Annotated in this window: 15 protein-coding genes and 2 tRNA genes; 8 read left to right on the forward strand and 9 right to left on the reverse strand. The window is 61.7% G+C overall.

Annotated elements, in window-relative coordinates:
* The 3 genes from CPY51_RS32910 to CPY51_RS26670 all read left to right on the forward strand — a co-directional run.
* Positions 1-287: hypothetical protein (locus CPY51_RS32910; RefSeq protein WP_195909631.1), on the forward strand; the 287-nt coding region annotated here is incomplete at its 5' end.
* A 214-nt stretch (positions 288-501) separates the two neighbouring features.
* A tRNA-Val gene (locus CPY51_RS26665) sits at positions 502-577 on the forward strand.
* A 349-nt stretch (positions 578-926) separates the two neighbouring features.
* Positions 927-1,727: a methyltransferase, TIGR04325 family gene (locus CPY51_RS26670; RefSeq protein ID WP_111163251.1), complete on the forward strand. Its 801-nt coding sequence runs from the start codon at positions 927-929 to the stop codon at positions 1,725-1,727.
* A gap of 174 nt (positions 1,728-1,901) precedes the next feature.
* On the opposite strand, the gene CPY51_RS26675 is transcribed toward CPY51_RS26670, so the two are convergent.
* Entirely contained in the window at positions 1,902-3,017 is a 1,116-nt protein-coding gene (locus CPY51_RS26675; protein WP_111163252.1) for a glycosyltransferase family 4 protein, read from the reverse strand.
* A 186-nt stretch (positions 3,018-3,203) separates the two neighbouring features.
* Positions 3,204-3,277: transfer RNA gene (locus CPY51_RS26680), tRNA-Gln, on the reverse strand.
* Positions 3,278-3,438: 161 nt separating this feature from the next.
* On the opposite strand from CPY51_RS26680, the gene CPY51_RS26685 reads away from it, so the two are divergent.
* Together CPY51_RS26685 and CPY51_RS26690 are read left to right on the forward strand one after the other, a co-directional pair.
* Positions 3,439-3,735 carry a cupin domain-containing protein gene (locus CPY51_RS26685; RefSeq protein ID WP_111163253.1) on the forward strand — a complete coding sequence of 99 codons (297 nt, stop codon included), beginning with the start codon at positions 3,439-3,441 and terminating at the stop codon, positions 3,733-3,735.
* A gap of 17 nt (positions 3,736-3,752) precedes the next feature.
* The gene (locus CPY51_RS26690; protein WP_111163254.1) at positions 3,753-4,667 is read left to right on the forward strand and encodes an MBL fold metallo-hydrolase; all 915 of its coding nucleotides are present in this window, start codon (positions 3,753-3,755) and stop codon (positions 4,665-4,667) included.
* 193 nt (positions 4,668-4,860) lie between these two features.
* On the opposite strand, the gene CPY51_RS26695 is transcribed toward CPY51_RS26690, so the two are convergent.
* Positions 4,861-5,778: a DUF1499 domain-containing protein gene (locus CPY51_RS26695; protein ID WP_111163353.1), complete on the reverse strand. Its 918-nt coding sequence runs from the start codon at positions 5,776-5,778 to the stop codon at positions 4,861-4,863.
* A gap of 260 nt (positions 5,779-6,038) precedes the next feature.
* Here CPY51_RS26695 and CPY51_RS26700 point away from each other — a divergent pair, with 260 nt between their 5' ends.
* Positions 6,039-6,452, forward strand: a complete 414-nt coding sequence (locus CPY51_RS26700) for a hypothetical protein (protein ID WP_111163255.1) — start codon at positions 6,039-6,041, stop codon at positions 6,450-6,452.
* A gap of 104 nt (positions 6,453-6,556) precedes the next feature.
* Positions 6,557-6,838, forward strand: coding sequence for a hypothetical protein (locus tag CPY51_RS26705; protein WP_111163256.1), 282 nt, complete (start codon positions 6,557-6,559; stop codon positions 6,836-6,838).
* A gap of 12 nt (positions 6,839-6,850) precedes the next feature.
* On the opposite strand, the gene ppdK is transcribed toward CPY51_RS26705, so the two are convergent.
* The 6 genes from ppdK to CPY51_RS26735 all read right to left on the reverse strand — a co-directional run bounded on the left by ppdK (position 6,851) and on the right by CPY51_RS26735 (position 15,850).
* Entirely contained in the window at positions 6,851-9,517 is a 2,667-nt protein-coding gene (gene ppdK, locus CPY51_RS26710; RefSeq protein WP_111163257.1) for a pyruvate, phosphate dikinase, read from the reverse strand.
* 675 nt (positions 9,518-10,192) lie between these two features.
* The gene (locus CPY51_RS26715) at positions 10,193-13,654 is read right to left on the reverse strand and encodes a chromosome segregation SMC family protein (protein ID WP_111163258.1); all 3,462 of its coding nucleotides are present in this window, start codon (positions 13,652-13,654) and stop codon (positions 10,193-10,195) included.
* A 207-nt stretch (positions 13,655-13,861) separates the two neighbouring features.
* Complete coding sequence (locus CPY51_RS26720; RefSeq protein WP_111163259.1) at positions 13,862-14,551, reverse strand: DsbA family protein; 690 nt, start codon at positions 14,549-14,551, stop codon at positions 13,862-13,864.
* Between the two features lie 154 nt (positions 14,552-14,705).
* Positions 14,706-15,023, reverse strand: coding sequence for a type II toxin-antitoxin system RelE/ParE family toxin (locus CPY51_RS26725; protein WP_111163260.1), 318 nt, complete (start codon positions 15,021-15,023; stop codon positions 14,706-14,708).
* A complete protein-coding gene (locus tag CPY51_RS26730; protein WP_111163261.1) occupies positions 15,013-15,288 on the reverse strand; it encodes a type II toxin-antitoxin system ParD family antitoxin in 276 nt (91 codons plus the stop codon). Before CPY51_RS26730 ends, CPY51_RS26725 begins: the two co-directional genes overlap by 11 nt.
* Positions 15,289-15,352: 64 nt before the next feature.
* A complete protein-coding gene (locus CPY51_RS26735) occupies positions 15,353-15,850 on the reverse strand; it encodes a DUF721 domain-containing protein (RefSeq protein WP_111163262.1) in 498 nt (165 codons plus the stop codon).
* Positions 15,851-15,986: 136 nt separating this feature from the next.
* On the opposite strand from CPY51_RS26735, the gene mutY reads away from it, so the two are divergent.
* Positions 15,987-17,030 carry an A/G-specific adenine glycosylase gene (gene mutY, locus CPY51_RS26740; RefSeq protein WP_275540503.1) on the forward strand — a complete coding sequence of 348 codons (1,044 nt, stop codon included), beginning with the start codon at positions 15,987-15,989 and terminating at the stop codon, positions 17,028-17,030.
* Positions 17,031-17,046 lie beyond the last annotated feature (16 nt).

Consider the following 17,046-nt stretch of genomic DNA (forward strand, 5'->3'; position numbering starts at 1 on the left):
TTCGGGCCGAGCAGGCAGCGGCACAGGGAAACGCGGCGAATGCAGCGCATTTCCTGGAACAGTCTGATGCCTATCTGGACGCGAAATACGCCGAATTCGCCAAATACAACTACGATCTGATTATCGTCCAGCAGGACGAGCCGCTCTGGACCGACCACGTGCTTGGGCAGGCGCGCTTTGCAGCAGTGCTTGCGGCCTACCATCCCATCGCCAGGGATGCACGGTTCATTGTGTATGGCCGCAACGTTGCCGTCGGCGGTGGTTCGAGCGCTCAGGGCAATTCCTGAACGCTCGACTGAGATGCTGAAACTCGAGCCATTTGCATCCCTTGCTCAAAATGCCCGATATTTACTTGAAGAACCCCGGCGTCCCGCATTTGCGTCAACATAATCGGCAGCCAAAAAAATCAAAAATCGTCACAAATGCTATTGCGGTTTTTTGCGGTTGCGCATAAATCACGGCCACCGAACGCGACGGGCGAAAACGCACCGTTTCAGCGAAGGGCGATTAGCTCAGTTGGTAGAGCGCCTCGTTTACACCGAGGATGTCGGGAGTTCGAGTCTCTCATCGCCCACCATTCCCTTTAAAATCAAAGACTTTGACCTTGGATTTCGCCGGTGGGCCATCCGAGTGAGACATTTGTCTTGCTTGATCCGACCTATCTCCTGAAGTCTACGTTCAGGTTCCAGGTCCAGACATCGATGGTATCAGGGCCCACGCCCTCCGCGTTAGGTCGCGGCATGGGGAACATCGGCCTCCTGAGAGCCTAGCGCTTGCTTCCGCCTTTTTTCAGCATGGCGTTCCGAACAGGAAAAGCACCCTATCCAAAATCGGTAACCGTCACCCCCCGATTGAACAATTAGCCAGACCGCGATCCGGCTTGCTATATTGCCGATCACGCTTCCGTGAACAGATGCAGGTATGCGATGCTCGGGCTTATACATCACTTTATACATCATCTTTCTCTTCTTTCTCTGCCGATAGCGAATGCATGGCGCTATCACTACGTATTTCCCAAATCGCTTGCGACTTGCCGCGGCATATATGACACCTGGCGGGAGGCGAAGACAGCTTCAGAGAGCAAGCATCCGCTGCGCAAAACGACGGATATCGTGACGTTTCGCGCGCCCAAAGGGGTGCGCATCCACCCTCTTCGGGAACGTGACTATCCCATTCTTGTCCATATGCAGCGCCTATTGCGACCCGATACCAAAATTCTCAATCTCGGCGGAAGCCTGGCGAAGGAATACTGCAGTTACAGGGAGTTGATCCAAATACCGGATGGCGTCGAATGGCGCATTTGCGAGGTTCCCGAGGTCGTTGCGGAAGGACAGAAGATGCTTGAGCAGGGTGACTATCCCGGCCTCAGCTTCACGACCGAAATCGATGGGGAGGCGGACCTGTTTCTCAGCTGCGGAGCGCTGCAGTATCTGGAGCCGACCTTGCCGGAGCTTCTGCAAACACTCGATCGCTTGCCTTCCGATGTGTTCATCAGCCGAGTGCCCATGCAAAGCCGTGTAGACAGGTACTACACCGTGCAGAATATCGGTAGCAAGGCCGTGCCATACCGGATCGAAAATGAGGATCGCTTCATTGCCGAAATGGGCGAACTTGGCTATCGGCTCGTCGACGGGTGGCGGGATACAAGGAAGTTGATCGTCCCATATCATTCGCACGGCACCGTCGAAGGCTATTTGGGATTCTACTTTGCCCGCTCCGGTTCGTAGCCTCGCGACAAGGTGTTGAATTGGCGCCCTGCGGTGGACAGGGATCATGATCGCAGCGGCATGACGGGAAGGCGGTTGCGGGTCTGATCGTCGCGGGCAATTCCGTTCGCAAGACGCGGCGCGGCCGTGAAACGGTATAAGTGCGTTTGGGATACTGCGGAGATCGCGTCGTCGCTATCGGCCCGGACAGCATTCTCGATAGAGCCCCGCATAGGCGCTTCCCATACGTTCCGCCGTAAAGTGCTCCTCGTATCGCAGGCGAGCGGCGGCTCCGAACACATCTGACATTTCGCGATCATGCCCAAGCCTGGTCATCGCGGCCGCGAGTGCCGTTGGATCGTTGGGCGGCACAACCAGTCCGGTCTTTCCATCCAGATTGACGAAACTCGTGCCCGTACCGATCTCGCATGAAACCATCGGTTTGCCTGACATGGCCGCCTCGACCAGCGACAGGCCGAATGCCTCGGAGCGGAGGTGGGATGGGAAGACGAGACCGATACTGAGTTCCAGAAGCGCTGTCTTGTCGGTGTCCGACAACGCGCCGAGAAAGAAGACATTGGTCAGGTTATGTTCGCTCGCGTAAGCTTTCAACTGGGCCTCCATCGGCCCTCTGCCTATGATGACGATATCGAGGTTCGTCTGCTTTGCCGCCTCCAGAAGGATGTGGGCGCCCTTGTAGTAGCGCAAGACGCCGACGAAGAGGAAGAACGGCTTGGGGAAACGCGCTCGCCAGCGCGCCTTGTCCTGCTCCCCTGCCCTCGGATAATCGGCTTCATCAAGGCCGAGCGGGATGACAGTCGTCTTCTGTCTGTAGCGCTGCAATACTTCGCTTGTCGCCAAGTAATTGGGAGAGGTCGCCACAATCGCGTCGACGCTGCCAAGGAAGCGATGCATCAGCGGCTTGTAGAGCTTGAGCAGATATTTCTGTTTCACGATGTCCGAGTGGTAGGTCACAACAGTCGGCTTCCCCGGAGGAATGGCAAGATGAACAATGTCCATCATCGGCCAGGGAAAGTGATAGTGGATGATGTCGGCCTTGCTGCCCAATTCCCGAAACCGGCTGAAGACGTCGCGCGAAAAGCCTGTGGACGCAAATTCAAAGTCGAGCGTGGCTTTATGGGCCATGTGACCATCACGCTCGACGGTGCTTTCTTCCGGAGTTTTACTGAGAGAAAGAACGTCCGATTCTATCCCATGTTCGACGGTGCTTCTTGCGATCGCATTGATGGTCCGCTCGACTCCGCCGAAGGTGTCAGGCCAGTATGTCTTGAAGAAATGTAGAACCCGCATTTTGCTCCCATGCCGGAGTATCTGATGTCCGATACCAGGCTTCAGTTCTCGTCGACGTAGCAATCCGGACGCCGCCTCTGTGATACGCCCCGCTTCCAGGGGAGTTGCCGAAGCCGATATAAACAGAAGCGCGGAAAATAGTAGCCTGTGTCACTCAGGCAGAAGAAATATTGAAAAATTATACCGTGGCTGGGGCGCCTGGATTCGAACCAGGGATGACGGTACCAAAAACCGTTGCCTTACCGCTTGGCGACGCCCCACCGGGAGATTTTGGCTGAGCACTTGTGCTGCCAAATCGACGCCTGATTAGCAAAGGTCGCCTGCGGTCACAATCACTAAGTTTTGCAGCGGTGTATATTTCTGTGCGGCATTCCAGTCGCTATGCTAGGTCTCGAGGCTTCAACACCGCTCTGGAGACAGGATGAGCCAGTATCGCGCCCGCCCGCCCGCCATTCCCACGACCTTGATCGACGATGCGGTCGTTCGCGTCACCCGCTGGGATTTCGAGCCGGGCGCCGATACCGGCCATCATGTGCACGGGCTCGGCTATGTCGTCGTGCCGATGACGGATTGCCAGTTTCTGCTCGAGGAGGCGAATGGCGAGCGGCGGGTCGATGTTTTAAAGGGCGCGGCCTACCGGCGCGAGGCGGGCGTCGAGCACAACGTCGTCAATGCGGGCACGGAGCCGATGTCCTTCATCGAGATCGAATACAAATAGCAGGCATGCCCTTGTCCATGAGCGTCCCCCAATTCGACCTGAGCTTCGAGCCCTGCTACGGCCGCGCCGTGCCGGTGGCGCGCGGCGTCGAGCGAATGACTGTCAACAACCCGAGCGCGTTCACCTTTCACGGCACCAACAGCTATATCGTCGGCAGTGGCTCTTCAGTCGCGGTGATCGATCCCGGGCCGGAGAACGAGGCGCATTTTCAAGCCCTTACGGCAGCGCTTGCCGGCCGGCAGGTGTCGCATATCTTCGTCAGCCATACCCATGTCGACCACTCGCCCCTCGCCCGAAGGCTGAGCCAAGCGACCGGCGCGCTCACCGTCGGCGAGGGTCCGCACCGTGCCTCCCGCCCGCTGCACGAAGGGGAGGTCAACCCGTTTGCCGAGAGCGCCGATACCGGGTTCATGCCCGACATCGCGCTTGCCGACGGCGAAAGCATCGCCGGCGACGGCTGGCAGCTGACCGCACTGCTGACACCGGGGCATACGGCGAACCATGCAGCCTTCGCGCTCGACGATACGGGCATCGTCTTTTCCGCCGACCACGTCATGGCATGGGCGACCTCGATCGTGGCGCCGCCCGACGGCTCGATGGCCGACTACATGGCCTCGCTCGAACGCATGCTTGCGCGCGACGACCGCATCTTCTTTCCAGGCCATGGCGGACCGGTGAAGGACCCCTCCTCCTTCATGCGGGGCCTCAGAACCCACCGGCGGATGCGCGAGCGAGCGATACTGGAGCGGATCAAGGCGGGCGACCGGCTGATCCCCGACATGGTCAAGGCGATCTACCGCGACACCGATCCACGGCTGCACGGCGCGGCGGCGCTGTCTGTCCTTGCGCATATCGAGGACCTCGTGGAGAAGGACCTCGTCGAGACCGACGGCCCGCCGGCGCTGACGGGGGTGTATCGGCCGGTGGGGTGAGGTTCTAGGCGGAAAGCAGTTGCCTCTCGCCCAGGCACCCCCCTCTGTCGGCCGGGCCGACATCTCCCCCACAAGGGGGGAGATTAAGATGCCGAGGGCGCGGCAAACTCCAAATCTCCCCCCTTGTGGGGGAGATGTCAGCGAAGCTGACAGAGGGGGGCGCCTGGGTGCGAGGCGAAATGGAACACAGGCGTCACCCGCCGGAGATACCCATCAATTCTGCATCGAGCGCCTTCAGATAGGCCTCGGCGATGCCGGCGCTGAGCCCGAGGTCGTGGGGGCCGTAGCGGGAGGCGACGCGGATGTCGACCAGGGTGGTTTCGGCCTCTTCGCGCAGGCGGATAACGACGTCGAAGTGGAGGCCTAGAATTGTGGTGCGCTTCTCGCCCTGCAGCGTGACGTCGGAGTTCTGCTGGATCAGCGACGCCACTTCGTCCTCGACGGCGGGGCGCGGGGTGGGGATGGGCACGATATCGGGCGCGTCGCTGACACCGCTTTCGTCAGTCGCCCGTGGCTTCACCCGCTTCGCCGGCTTGGCCTCTGGTTCATCATTGGCGGCGCCGTCGACCTTGGTGATCCTGATGCCGTTTTCCTTGGCCACCTCGCGTGCGGCCTCCAGCACGCGGTCCATCGCCCCTTCATAGCGGCGGCCTGTCAGCGCCGGGTAGGCCTCGGCCTGCATCTCCCGAACGCTGGCGCTGATGTTCTGGTCGTGCGGCAGCCAGATCTGCTCGGCATGCGGCGGCACGAGCCATGGCGGCGCATCGGCAAGATCGGTCGAGACGTCATAGATCGCCGGGCGCGTGACGTAGCGCTCCACTCCATAACCGACGAGCGCCAGCGGCAGTGCCGCATAGACCAGCGCCTTGAAGGCCGAAACGCCGCCCTCGGCGCCGCGCTGCCACAGTTGCATGAGGCCCGCTAGCGCGAGCAATACGGCCAGCGCGGCGACAACTGCCGATATCAGCAAGAACAGCACGAAATAGGGCGTTTCAAGCGGGCCGAACCGATGGCCGAGCAGCACCACGATACACAGGACCAGCGCGAAAGCCGCAACCAGGCGCGAGGCGCGCGCGGCATGCGAAACGGGACGATCGAAACGAATGGTCATCAAGGGCTCGTCGGCGCGGCGGCTCTCATTCCGCACGAGACGGTCTCGCCGCACAAGAGAATCTCGTGGATGGAACACACTCTGTTTAGTGCAAGACCGGACGAAAACAAAACGATTGTCTCGGGGCGCGACTACGGCGATCGTCGGCAACAATAGCGAGCGCTCGGGCGCTCATTACATGAGAACTTGCTTAAATGTCCAAAAAGGGTCATTCTGACGGCGTTTTACTTGGCCTTTGAGGGACTTGAGGAGAACCAGCGATGCTTTCTCAGGACTTAGCCGTACCGCAGAAGCCTGCCAGCGCCGCGCCGACCGGCGATGCGGACAACCCGCATCTGCCTCTGGAGCTGTTGGAACTGGAGTTGTCGCTCGAGGGATTCGAGGGCGGCGAACAGGGTTTTCGCGAGGCCGTCCGCAAAGCCGCCACCGAGGTCGGGGGCGACTTCCTGTTCGATCTTCCCGCTGAAGGCCTTGTAGCCGATTGCCACCGGCTTGCCGTCATCCGCATTCCGGCCGAGGGCGACACGATGCGGGTCGTTCTGGCGATGCTGGACGACGACCGTGCTGAAATCCACCTGCATGAACCCGATGAAACGACGGAGCATCTGGTTCGTTTCGCCGACGCGTTCGTCGATGTCATACAGCGCCTGCCCGAGCAGTTGCGGGACTCTTGATCTCAACCTTAAATCGTGATTAGCATCTGTGCGTCGATGGATTGACGAGTGCAGTGCGTTGCCCATCTTCCATTGGAATATGCTTTAGTTCCAGGGAGACCATCATGCGCGTCCAAGCCGTCCTTCCATCCATTGCGCTTGCCCTGGCGCTTTCGGCCTGCCAGACGATCACACCGGAAGAGCAGCGCACCCGCGACGTACAGACCTGCAGCGGCTACGGCTTCAAGCGGGGCAGCGATGGTTTCGCCAACTGCCTGTTGCGGCTCGACCTCGACCGGCGGGCGGATGCGCGCAGCTTCCGCGACAGCAATGACGATTTCTTCTGGGGCGGGCCGACCGTCATTGTCGGCGGCGGCTACTATGGCGGACACCGTCACTGGCACTGACTTGAAGGACGATCAGAGGCGGGCCTTGATTGCCGCCTGTGCTGCGGCAAGCCTTGCGATCGGCACGCGGAACGGCGAGCACGAGACGTAGTCTAGGCCGATCTCCTCGCAGAAATGGATGGAGGCAGGGTCGCCGCCATGCTCGCCGCAGATGCCGAGCTTCATGTCGTTGCGGGTGCGCCGGCCGCGCTCGGTGGCGATGCGGATCAACTCCCCCACCCCGTCGAAATCCAGCGAGATGAAGGGGTCGTGCTCGATGATGCCCTTGCGCTGGTAGGTCGGAATGAAGGCGCTGGCATCGTCGCGCGACATGCCGAAGGTGGTCTGCGTCAGGTCGTTGGTGCCGAAGGAGAAGAATTCGGCAACTTCGGCAATGATGTGCGCCCGGAGTGCCGCCCGAGGTAGCTCTATCATGGTGCCGACGAGATAGTCGATCCGCATCCCGGTCTCTGCCATGACGGCATCTCCCACCTCGTCGATGCGGGCCTTGACGTAGTCGAGCTCGGAGCGGAGGCCGACCAGAGGCACCATGATTTCGGGCACGACGGCAGCGCCGGTCTCGCGCGCCGCTTCGACTGCAGCCTCGAAGATGGCGCGGGCCTGCATTTCGACGATCTCCGGATATGAGATCGCCAGCCGGCAGCCGCGATGACCGAGCATGGGGTTGAATTCGTGGAGCGCATCGACGCGTTGGCGCAGGACCTGCGGCTCCATGTCCATGGCAACCGCCACTTCGGCAATTTCCTCGTCGGTCTTCGGAAGAAACTCGTGCAACGGCGGATCGAGCAGGCGGATGGTTACCGGCAGGCCATGCATGATCGCAAACAGGCCTGTGAAGTCGGATCGCTGCATCGGCAGAAGTTTCGTCAGGGCGGCACGCCGTCCTTCCTCGCCTTCGGCAAGGATCATCTCGCGCATGACGTGGATGCGGTCGCCTTCGAAGAACATGTGCTCGGTCCGACAGAGGCCGATGCCCTCGGCGCCGAACGAGCGCGCGGCGCGAGCATCAGCGGGCGTGTCGGCATTGGTGCGCACGGCCATGCGGCGCGAGCGGTCGGCCCATTCCATGATACGGCCGAAATCGCCCGACAGCTCCGGCTGGATCATCGGCACTTCGCCCTTCAGCACCTGCCCTGCGGAACCGTCGATGGTTATGATGTCGCCCTTCTTGAGGGTGACGCCGATGCCGATCAGGCGCTCGCCGCGCAGATCGATACGCATGGTTCCGGCGCCGACGACGCAGGGAATGCCCATGCCCCGGGCGACGACCGCCGCGTGGCTGGTCATGCCGCCTCTCGTCGTGAGGATGCCTTCGGCCGCGTGCATGCCGTGGATGTCTTCGGGACTGGTCTCGATGCGCAGGAGGATGACCTTGCGGCCTTCCTCATTGGCAACGACCGCCTCTTCGGCGGTGAAGACGATCTCGCCGGTCGCAGCGCCCGGCGATGCCGGCAGGCCCGAGCCGATGACCTCGCGGTAGACGCGCGGATCGATCGTCGGATGCAGCAGCTGGTCGAGCGTCGACGGCTCGATGCGCGAGACGGCCTCGTCCTCGGTGATCAGCTTTTCATCGACCATATCGACGGCGACCTTCATCGCCGCCTTGGTGGTGCGCTTGGCGGAGCGGGTCTGCAGCATCCACAGCTTGCCGCGCTCGATGGTGAATTCGAGATCCTGCATGTCGCGATAATGGCGCTCGAGCTCGGTGCAGATGCTGCGGAACTCGGCAAAGGCCTCCGGCATCAGCTTTTCCATCGATGGCCGCTCATAGCCGGAGGCGATGCGCGAAGCTTCGGTGATGCTTTGCGGCGTACGGATGCCGGCCACGACGTCCTCGCCCTGCGCATTGACCAGGAACTCGCCGTAGAGCTCCTTTTCGCCGGTCGATGGATTGCGGGTGAAAGCCACGCCGGTCGCGGATGTGTTGCCAAGATTGCCGAAGACCATCGCCTGGATATTGACGGCCGTTCCCCAGGCTTCCGGAATATTGTGAAGGTGGCGATAGGTGACCGCACGCGGGTTTTGCCAGCTGGCGAAGACCGCGTGGACCGCGCCCCAGAGCTGGACTTCGCAGTCCTCAGGAAAACCATCGCCGATCTCGTCGGCGATGATGGCCTTGTAGAGCGCGACGATCCGCTGCCATTGCGCGGCGGACATATCGGTGTCGAACTCATAGCCGTGCCGCGCCTTCTCGTCCTCGAGGATTTCCTCGAAGATCTCGTTGTCGAGGCCCATGACCACGTCGGCATACATCTGGATAAAGCGGCGATAGCTGTCCCAGGCGAAGCGGGCATCGCCCGAATCCTCGGCAAGGGCCTTCACCGTCGCGTCGTTGAGGCCGAGGTTGAGGACGGTGTCCATCATGCCCGGCATCGAGGCGCGAGCACCTGATCTGACCGAGACGAGCAGCGGGCGCACCGTATCGCCGAAGCGGCGGCCGGTTACTGCCTCCATCTCGCGCATGCCCTGCATGACCTGCGATTTCAGCTCGGCGGGAAGGCTGCGCCCATTTTTGAAATAGAACGCGCAAGCGTCGCTGACGATCGTCAGGCCGGGAGGAACGGGCAATCCAAGGCTGCACATTTCAGCGAGGTTGGCGCCCTTGCCGCCAAGACGCTCATGGTCTCCGGCCCGCCCCTCAGCGCGTCCGTCACCGAATGTGTAGATCCACTTCTTCATTTTCCCCCGCCCAACTCCCAGGGCTGAACCTAGATGATTGCGGGGCAAATGAAAATCGACAAATGCGGCGGAATGTTGCGCTGCACAATGAATTGTCCGGGGAACTTGCGTGCCTCGGACAATTTATCGACAAACGACCCGGTCCTACGGCTTGGGGGTAAAGCTTATCGGCGTCAGGATGAGGCCGGTGCGGAGCTTGGGAGGCGTGATCTGCGCACTGCCGTTCTTGTAGAAAACGGTGGTCCCGGTACTGTCTTGAGGCTGGCCTCGCCTCGCAAGACGTCATCAGGCTTTCAGGTTTGGTGTCTGACTACGGGAGGTACGATGACCTGTGGGATTTCAAATGCTGCGCATGGGGCTGGAGACATGCATAAAAAAAGCTTTGCGGGATCGTGGCAACGATCCCGCAAAGCCATTTCCGTCCGGCCAGGAAAAACCGGACGGGGGGTTGGAACAGGCCGCCGCATTGAAGGTCCACCAGCGACGACCTTAACCCTACAGACACAACTCCGCCTCGGCAGGGCGAGGCTCCTTACGCTTGGGAAACAGTTTAGTGCAGATATTGTTCCGCGACATTACCCATTTGGAGGTAAAACGGGCTATGGCGCCTTCGCGAAGCAGGAAATTCACGGCTTGGCGTTCACCAAATTGTGAAATGAAGCGTTGCTGCCCGGTTCAGGCGAGTTCGCGCAGGCGCTCGGCGGCCTGAAGGTCGACGGAGACCAGTTGCGAGACGCCCTGCTCCGACATCGTCACGCCGAACAGGCGATCCATGCGGGCCATGGTGATCGGGTTGTGGGTGATGACGACGAAGCGGGTTTCGGTCGACGCCGCCATCTCGTCCATCAGGTTGCAATAGCGCTCGACGTTGTGGTCGTCGAGCGGTGCGTCGACTTCGTCGAGCACGCAGATCGGCGCCGGGTTGGTCAGGAACACGGCGAAGATCAGCGCCATCGCAGTCAGCGCCTGTTCGCCGCCTGACAGCAGCGTCATGGTCTGCGGCTTCTTGCCCGGCGGGCGGGCGAGGATCTCGAGGCCAGCCTCAAGTGGGTCGTCGGATTCGATCAGCTGCAGCTCCGCCGTACCGCCGCCGAACAGGTGGGTGAAGAGCCGCTGGAACTGGACGTTGACAATATCGAAGGCTGCAATCAGCCGCTCGCGACCCTCGCGGTTCAGGCTCTGGATCGCGCCGCGCAGCTTGCGGATGGCATCGATGATATCGTCGCGCTCCTTGATCAGCGCTGCGAGCCGATCGCTCAGTTCCTTGCTTTCCTCCTCGGCGCGCAGATTAACCGCGCCCAGTCGCTCGCGCTCGATCTTCAGCCGCTCGACGTCACGCTCGACCTCGCGCAGATCAGGGACATGCTGGTGCTCCTGTGTGCCGGCAAGCCGCAGCGCTTCATGCGGCGCGATATTGAGTGCTTCGCGGATGCGCAATTCGCTTTCGAGGCGCTTTTCGCGTGCTGACACCAGCCGCTCCTCGGCACGGCCGCGCTTCTCGCGGCTTTCGGCAAGCGCAGAGAGCGCAGTGACCGCATGGCGATCCGCTTCGCGCAGCACGGTTTCGGCGTTAGCCAGGCGATCGGCCGCAAAACGGCGCGCATCCTCCATCTTTTGCAGTTCATTCATCAGCGCCCGGCGCTTGTCGTCGAATTCATCCGGCGCCAATTCGAGCTGTGCCGCCTCGTCGCGGGCTTCCTCCTCGCGGTCTCGCAGCGTCTGGATATGGTCTTCGGCGCTTTCGGCCCGCTGATGCCAGGTGTCCCGCTCCTGCCCTATCGCAAGAATGCGGCGCTTGCGCGCTTCGTTTTCGCGGTTGAGCCCCTCGTGGCGGGCGCGCGCTTCCGCGAGCGCACTGCGATCGGTGGCGACATCCAGTTGCTGGTCGCGCATCTTCGCCTCGATCGCGGAAAGATCCGGCGCGTCTTCGAGCTCGATACGGGCATTTTCGTCCTGGATCGACACTTCCTCGATCTGGGCCTGCAGCTGGCTGGCAGCCTCGGCGACCACAGCGCGCCTGCGGATCAGATCACCAGAGGCTCGCTCGGCGGCGGCCAGGGCCTCCCGTGCCTCGCCCAGATGGCGAGCGGAAAGCCGGCTCATGTCACGGGCGTCGGAAAGGCGTCCCTCGCCCGCGCGGATCGCATCGGCGGCGATCTGAAGTCGGTCTTCGGCCTCTGCGAGGATGTCGCGCGCAAGCTCGACTTCGGCCTGCAATTCGGCAAGACGGTTTTTCTGCGACAGGCGGAGGGCCGCAGCACTTGGCGCATCAGCTCCGGTCACATGGCCGTCCCAGCGGAATACCGCGCCCTCCCGCGTTACCAGCCGCTGGCCGGGCTTCAGGGCGGGCATCAGCCGCTCACCATCGGCTGCGCTGACGAGGCCGATCTGCTTGAGGCTGCGGGTCAAGGCTGCGGGTGCGCCGACATGCGAGATCAGCGGCACCGCGCCTTCGGGCAAGGCAGGATCATTGCCGCCGTCGCCGTTGCCGGCCCAATAGGCTGGCGCCTCGCTATTCAGCGGCGATTCGAGATCGTCGCCAAGTGCCGCGCCGAGCGCCGTCTCGAAGCCGCGATCGACGCGGAGTTCTTCAGCAACCGGGGAGAAGGCTCCAGAGGCCGCGCCGGATGCCAGCATGCGCGAGATGGTCCTCGCTTCAGTTTCGAGCTCGTTCAGCCGCGACCGCGCCTGGTCGACCGGCGCCCGCGACAGGACCTCTGTCGCGCGCGCATCGGCGAGCACGGCTTCAGCAGCCTGAACCGCGGTTTCCGCATCGGCAACGGCAATCTCTGCCGCCTCCACCACGGCGCGCTTCTCGTCCGGGTCGGGAAGGCTCGCCATCTTTTCGTCGATGCCGCCAAGCTCATTGTTGGCGTCGACCATCTGCCGCTCAAGCCGCATCTTTCGATCGGCGAGGTCTCGAATAGCGCGCTCGAGCGCGTTGCGGGCGGCTGCGGCCTCGGCGCGCTCGGCCGTCAGGCCCATGAAAATGCGCTCGCTATCGGCAAGCTTCGCAGCCGCATCCTCGAAAACCTCGCGGGTTTCCTCGGCCAAGCGGCCGCTGTCGGCGAGGATCTCGGCGATCTCACCTTCTTCGGCGTCGAGCTTCGCAAGGATTGCCGCGTTGTCGGCGACCATCCGCTGTTCGCGGCTGATGTCTTCCCCCAGTTGCGCCAGGCGGCGGGTGAGTTCGTCGCGACGACGAAGAATGCGGCTGACGTCCTCCTCCAGCTGCGACTTGGCGATCTGCAGCCGTTGGAGGCCGGCCGCGGCCTTTGCCTCTTCCTCGCGCAGTTCCGGCAGCTTCAGTCCGGCGATCCCCTGGGATTTGGCAGCCTCCATCTGCGCCTGCGCTTTTTCGGCGACGATGATGGTTGCCTGGTTGAGGGCGCTATCGGCCTCGCCCTCGGCCTCCTTCGCCTGCACCCAGCGAATGTGCAGCAGCATCGCCTCGCGGGCGCGGATATCGGCGGACAGCTGCTTGAAGCGGTTTGCCTGCCGCGCCTGCCGCTTCAGGCTTTCGATCTGGCTATCGAGCTGCGAGGTGACATCCTCCAGCCGCTCGAGATTGCCTTCCGCTGCCCTGAGCCGGAGCTCGGCTTCGTGACGACGGGAATGCAGGCCGGAAATGCCGGCGGCTTCTTCAAGCAGCTGGCGGCGCGCCTGGGGTTTAGCCTGGATCAGTTCGCCGATGCGGCCCTGGCCGACCATCGACGGCGAGCGCGCGCCGGTAGAGGCGTCGGCGAACAGCAGCTGCACGTCCTTGGCACGCGCCTCCTTGCCGTTGATGCGATAGAGCGATCCCTGCTCGCGCTCGATGCGGCGGGTAACCTGGATCTCGTCGCTGTCGTTGAAGGCGGCAGGTGCCGTGCGGTCGGCATTGTCGAGATAGAGCGCAACTTCGGCGGTATTGCGGGCCGGGCGATTGCCGGAGCCGGAGAAGATGACGTCATCCATGCCGGAGGCGCGCATGTTCTTGTAGGAATTCTCGCCCATGACCCAGCGCAGGGCCTCGACAAGGTTGGACTTGCCGCAGCCGTTCGGCCCGACGACGCCGGTCAGGCCGCGCTCGATGACGAATTCAGATGGTTCGACGAAAGACTTGAAACCGACAAGGCGCAGTTTGTTGAACTTCATGGGGCGAAAGACCCCCCTCTGTCGGCCGGGCCGACATCTCCCCCACAAGGGGGGAGATCAATGTGAGGCGAGAGCTTGCTCCAGCTATCTCCCCCCTTGTGGGGGAGATGTCCCAACGGGACAGAGGGGGGTGTCTCTCGGCAAGCTAAATCGACAAAAACCAGCGCACGGTTTCTCCCGCTGCCCGCTCTCATGAAAGAGCGCGGGTCAGAGCATTCCGTCGATGATCGTCGACATGGCCTCAACCGACATGTCCCCTGCGTAACGCTTCCCGTTGATCAGGAAGGTCGGCGTACCACTGACGCCAAATTCCTTGGAGCCGCGGTCGCGCACGGAATTGACATCATCCACAAGTTTCTGGTTCGTCAAGCAGGCTTCGAAGCTCTCCTGTGTAAAACCGGCAAGTTTGGAGATCTGGAGCAGCGCACCGCGCACATCCTGGACGCGCGCCCAGTTTTCCTGCTGCTTGAGGAATGTTTCGAGCAGCGGAACCGACGGGCCGTTCGGCGCACAACGCACGAGCATGAATGCGGCATAGGCAGGAAGATCCTGAGGATCGATCGGGAATTCGCGGATGATGAAATAGACCTTGCCGGTGTCGACATACTTGGTCTTGATCTGGTCGAAGGTGGTCGCGGCGAAATGGGCGCAATGCGGGCAGGTCGTCGACATGTATTCGACGATCTTGACCTTGGCGTTCGGATCGCCGAGCGCCATCTCCGGCAATGGGCCGGGCTTCAGAACATCGGACATCTCGACCTCGCCGTCCGACTTCGGAACGTCACCCTCAGCCGCAAAGACTGTTCCGCTGGTCGAAGCAACCGCCGCGGCAAAGGCCGTCAGCGCAACGCCGCCAAGCAGGTGGCGTTTGGTTATCAGCATGTCGGATATCGGCATATATCACCCTTGTTGAGAGAATGGTCTGGTAAACCCATGCGATATAACGGCTTGAGGCCGCTAACAAGGCAAGGTTGACCAACTTTCTTCAAAGAATTGTGACCTGGCGAAGACAAAAGCACGAAATTGATGTCGGCGGCACCGGTCATTGCGTCTATTCGGGATTTTCCGGTCGTTCAGCCAGGTTGTCTGGGATGTTCTGGCCCGCATAGAATATCCGCAGAATGTTCACGACGTCATCCTCGATCCGATAGATAACGCTCACCTTACCTTCAATGATAACTATTCGAATTCCCGATCCCAGGCGCTCACGAAGAGTGCCTCTTTCCGGCATTGTCTCCAATGAGAAGCAATGGGACCTGATTTTTCGTGAGAAAGCGATCGCCCGGGTCGGGCTATCCTGTGCGATGAATTCATAGATGGAAAAAAGGTCATCCTCGGCAAGCGGGTGAAGAATTACCCTACATCCCACTACGCGTCACCTTCATGCGCTCATCATGCAATCTTTCAAGACGGTCGAACACGTCCTTGGCATCCTTCCCCGGTCGGGGATCATCGAGCGCTTGCTGTATTTTTGCCCGCATAATCTCATCCAGGGCTTCTTCTTCGCGATCGAGTGCCCGCAAGGCAGCCCGCATGACTTCGCTCGCGGAGCTATACATCCCGGAATTAAGGCGAGCGTCCACACTGCGTTGCTGACTACCGAGCGTCACTGTAATTGGGCGGCTGCTTCGCATCTCAAGCTCCGATGTTTTGAGCGTCCATAGTATGACAGTGTCATAGAAATTGAAACGGCTTTGTTTACCGCCCGCTTTTCCCCATGACAGCCGTCCCCAGCCGCTCCAGGGCCAGACGCAGCTTGTCGCCTTCGATGCCGGTGATCATGGTTTCCAGTTTGCGGGCCGCCTCGCCTTTGAGCGGGACCGGCTTGCGCGAGCGCTTGGCCAGTTGCGATACCGGCTTCTGGACGATGCGGATCTGGTGGACGGCCGGGAAGCCGAAAAAGCCGTTGATGCGCTGGATGAGCTCGCCCTGGGCGTGGCTCAGGAACAGCGCGCGGGCGCCTTCGCAGGCGATCGTCAGCACGCCGGGCTGATAGCCGCCATCCTCGCCATTGCCGCCGCGCTTTGCCCAGGCAATCTTCTCCGGGCGCGTGCAATCGGCGAAATCCTCGCCGACGATCTCGTCCCAGGAACCGAGCAGCGACGTGTTTATCCCGGCACGGCGGGCGAGCACGGGATCGATCAGCCCGTTTGCCACTTCCGAAATCTGCTTGACGCCGTAGCGGGGATAACTCATCGGGATTGCGTTTCTCGGCCCTCGTTCTACGCTTCGGACCTTGATCGACCGGCGCGGCTCGGACAAGTATAGATCACATCCCCTCCACGCGGCAAATGATGCACAAAAGACCCTCGAGCCTCCTTCGTCAGCGCCATTGCTATCCTGGTACGACCGGCATCATCGCGACCTGCCGTGGCGGGTATCGCCTTCTATGGCGGCCCGCGGGGTTCGTCCCGACCCCTATCATATCTGGCTGTCCGAGGTGATGCTGCAGCAGACGACGGTGCCGGCGGTCAAATCATATTTCGCCAAATTCCTCGAGCGCTGGCCCACCGTCAAGGCGCTGGCCGAGGCACCAACGGACGACGTGATGGCCGCGTGGGCGGGGCTCGGTTACTACGCCCGCGCCCGCAACCTGAAGAAATGCGCTGAAGCCGTGGCGCGCGACCATGGCGGACAGTTCCCCGATACCGAGGAAGTGCTGAAGGCGTTGCCGGGGATCGGCGACTATACGGCGGCGGCTGTCGCGGCGATCGCCTTCGATCGGCCAGCCGCCGTGATGGACGGCAATGTCGAGCGGGTCATCTCCAGGCTCTATGCAATCTCCACGCCGCTGCCGGCGGCCAAGCCGATGATGAAGGCAAAGGTCGCCCTGCTGACGCCCTCGGAGCGGCCGGGGGACTTCGCGCAGGCGATGATGGACCTCGGCGCGACGATCTGCACGCCGAAACGGCCGGCCTGTTCGCTCTGTCCGTTTCGCGACAATTGCGTGGCGCTGCGACTGCACGATCCCGAGCATTTTCCGGTCAAGGCAGCCAAGAAGGACAGGCCGGTGCGGCACGGTGCGGCTTTCATCGCTGTCAACGAGGCCGGCGAGATGCTGCTTCGGCGGCGCATCGACAGCGGCCTGCTAGGCGGAATGACGGAGGTGCCGACGACGGGCTGGACGGCGCGGATCGATGGTGACGCGACCGCCGGAGCTGCCCCGTTTGCGGCGGACTGGCAGACCTGCGGCATCGTTGTCCACGTCTTCACCCATTTCGAACTGCGGCTTGCAATTTTTCGCGCGGCTATTGTTGGCCGTCCCTGTGCGGATGACGGATGGTGGGAACCGGTTACAAATCTTGAAGCTCAGGCCTTGCCGACAGTCATGAAAAAAGCGATCGCTCAGGCTATTCCACGTGCGTTCAATCAGTGACCCGGTTTTCGAGGGT

The organism is Arminella tubonensis, assembly GCF_003240585.1.
GTDB classification, from domain to species: Bacteria; Pseudomonadota; Alphaproteobacteria; order Rhizobiales; family Rhizobiaceae; genus Rhizobium; species Rhizobium tubonense.

Bases quoted from the DNA above. Each gene is read 5' to 3' on its own strand.
- CPY51_RS26690 (WP_111163254.1), top strand. From the start codon at position 3,753: ATGAGCGTCCCCCAATTCGACCTGAGCTTCGAGCCCTGCTACGGCCGC.
- CPY51_RS26695 (WP_111163353.1), bottom strand. From the start codon at position 5,778: ATGACCATTCGTTTCGATCGTCCCGTTTCGCATGCCGCGCGCGCCTCG.
- CPY51_RS26670 (WP_111163251.1), top strand. From the start codon at position 927: ATGCTCGGGCTTATACATCACTTTATACATCATCTTTCTCTTCTTTCT.
- CPY51_RS26705 (WP_111163256.1), top strand. From the start codon at position 6,557: ATGCGCGTCCAAGCCGTCCTTCCATCCATTGCGCTTGCCCTGGCGCTT.
- CPY51_RS26700 (WP_111163255.1), top strand. From the start codon at position 6,039: ATGCTTTCTCAGGACTTAGCCGTACCGCAGAAGCCTGCCAGCGCCGCG.
- ppdK (WP_111163257.1), bottom strand. From the start codon at position 9,517: ATGAAGAAGTGGATCTACACATTCGGTGACGGACGCGCTGAGGGGCGG.
- CPY51_RS26720 (WP_111163259.1), bottom strand. From the start codon at position 14,551: ATGCCGATATCCGACATGCTGATAACCAAACGCCACCTGCTTGGCGGC.
- CPY51_RS26730 (WP_111163261.1), bottom strand. From the start codon at position 15,288: ATGCGAAGCAGCCGCCCAATTACAGTGACGCTCGGTAGTCAGCAACGC.
- CPY51_RS26715 (WP_111163258.1), bottom strand. From the start codon at position 13,654: ATGAAGTTCAACAAACTGCGCCTTGTCGGTTTCAAGTCTTTCGTCGAA.
- CPY51_RS26735 (WP_111163262.1), bottom strand. From the start codon at position 15,850: ATGAGTTATCCCCGCTACGGCGTCAAGCAGATTTCGGAAGTGGCAAAC.
- CPY51_RS26675 (WP_111163252.1), bottom strand. From the start codon at position 3,017: ATGCGGGTTCTACATTTCTTCAAGACATACTGGCCTGACACCTTCGGC.
- CPY51_RS26685 (WP_111163253.1), top strand. From the start codon at position 3,439: ATGAGCCAGTATCGCGCCCGCCCGCCCGCCATTCCCACGACCTTGATC.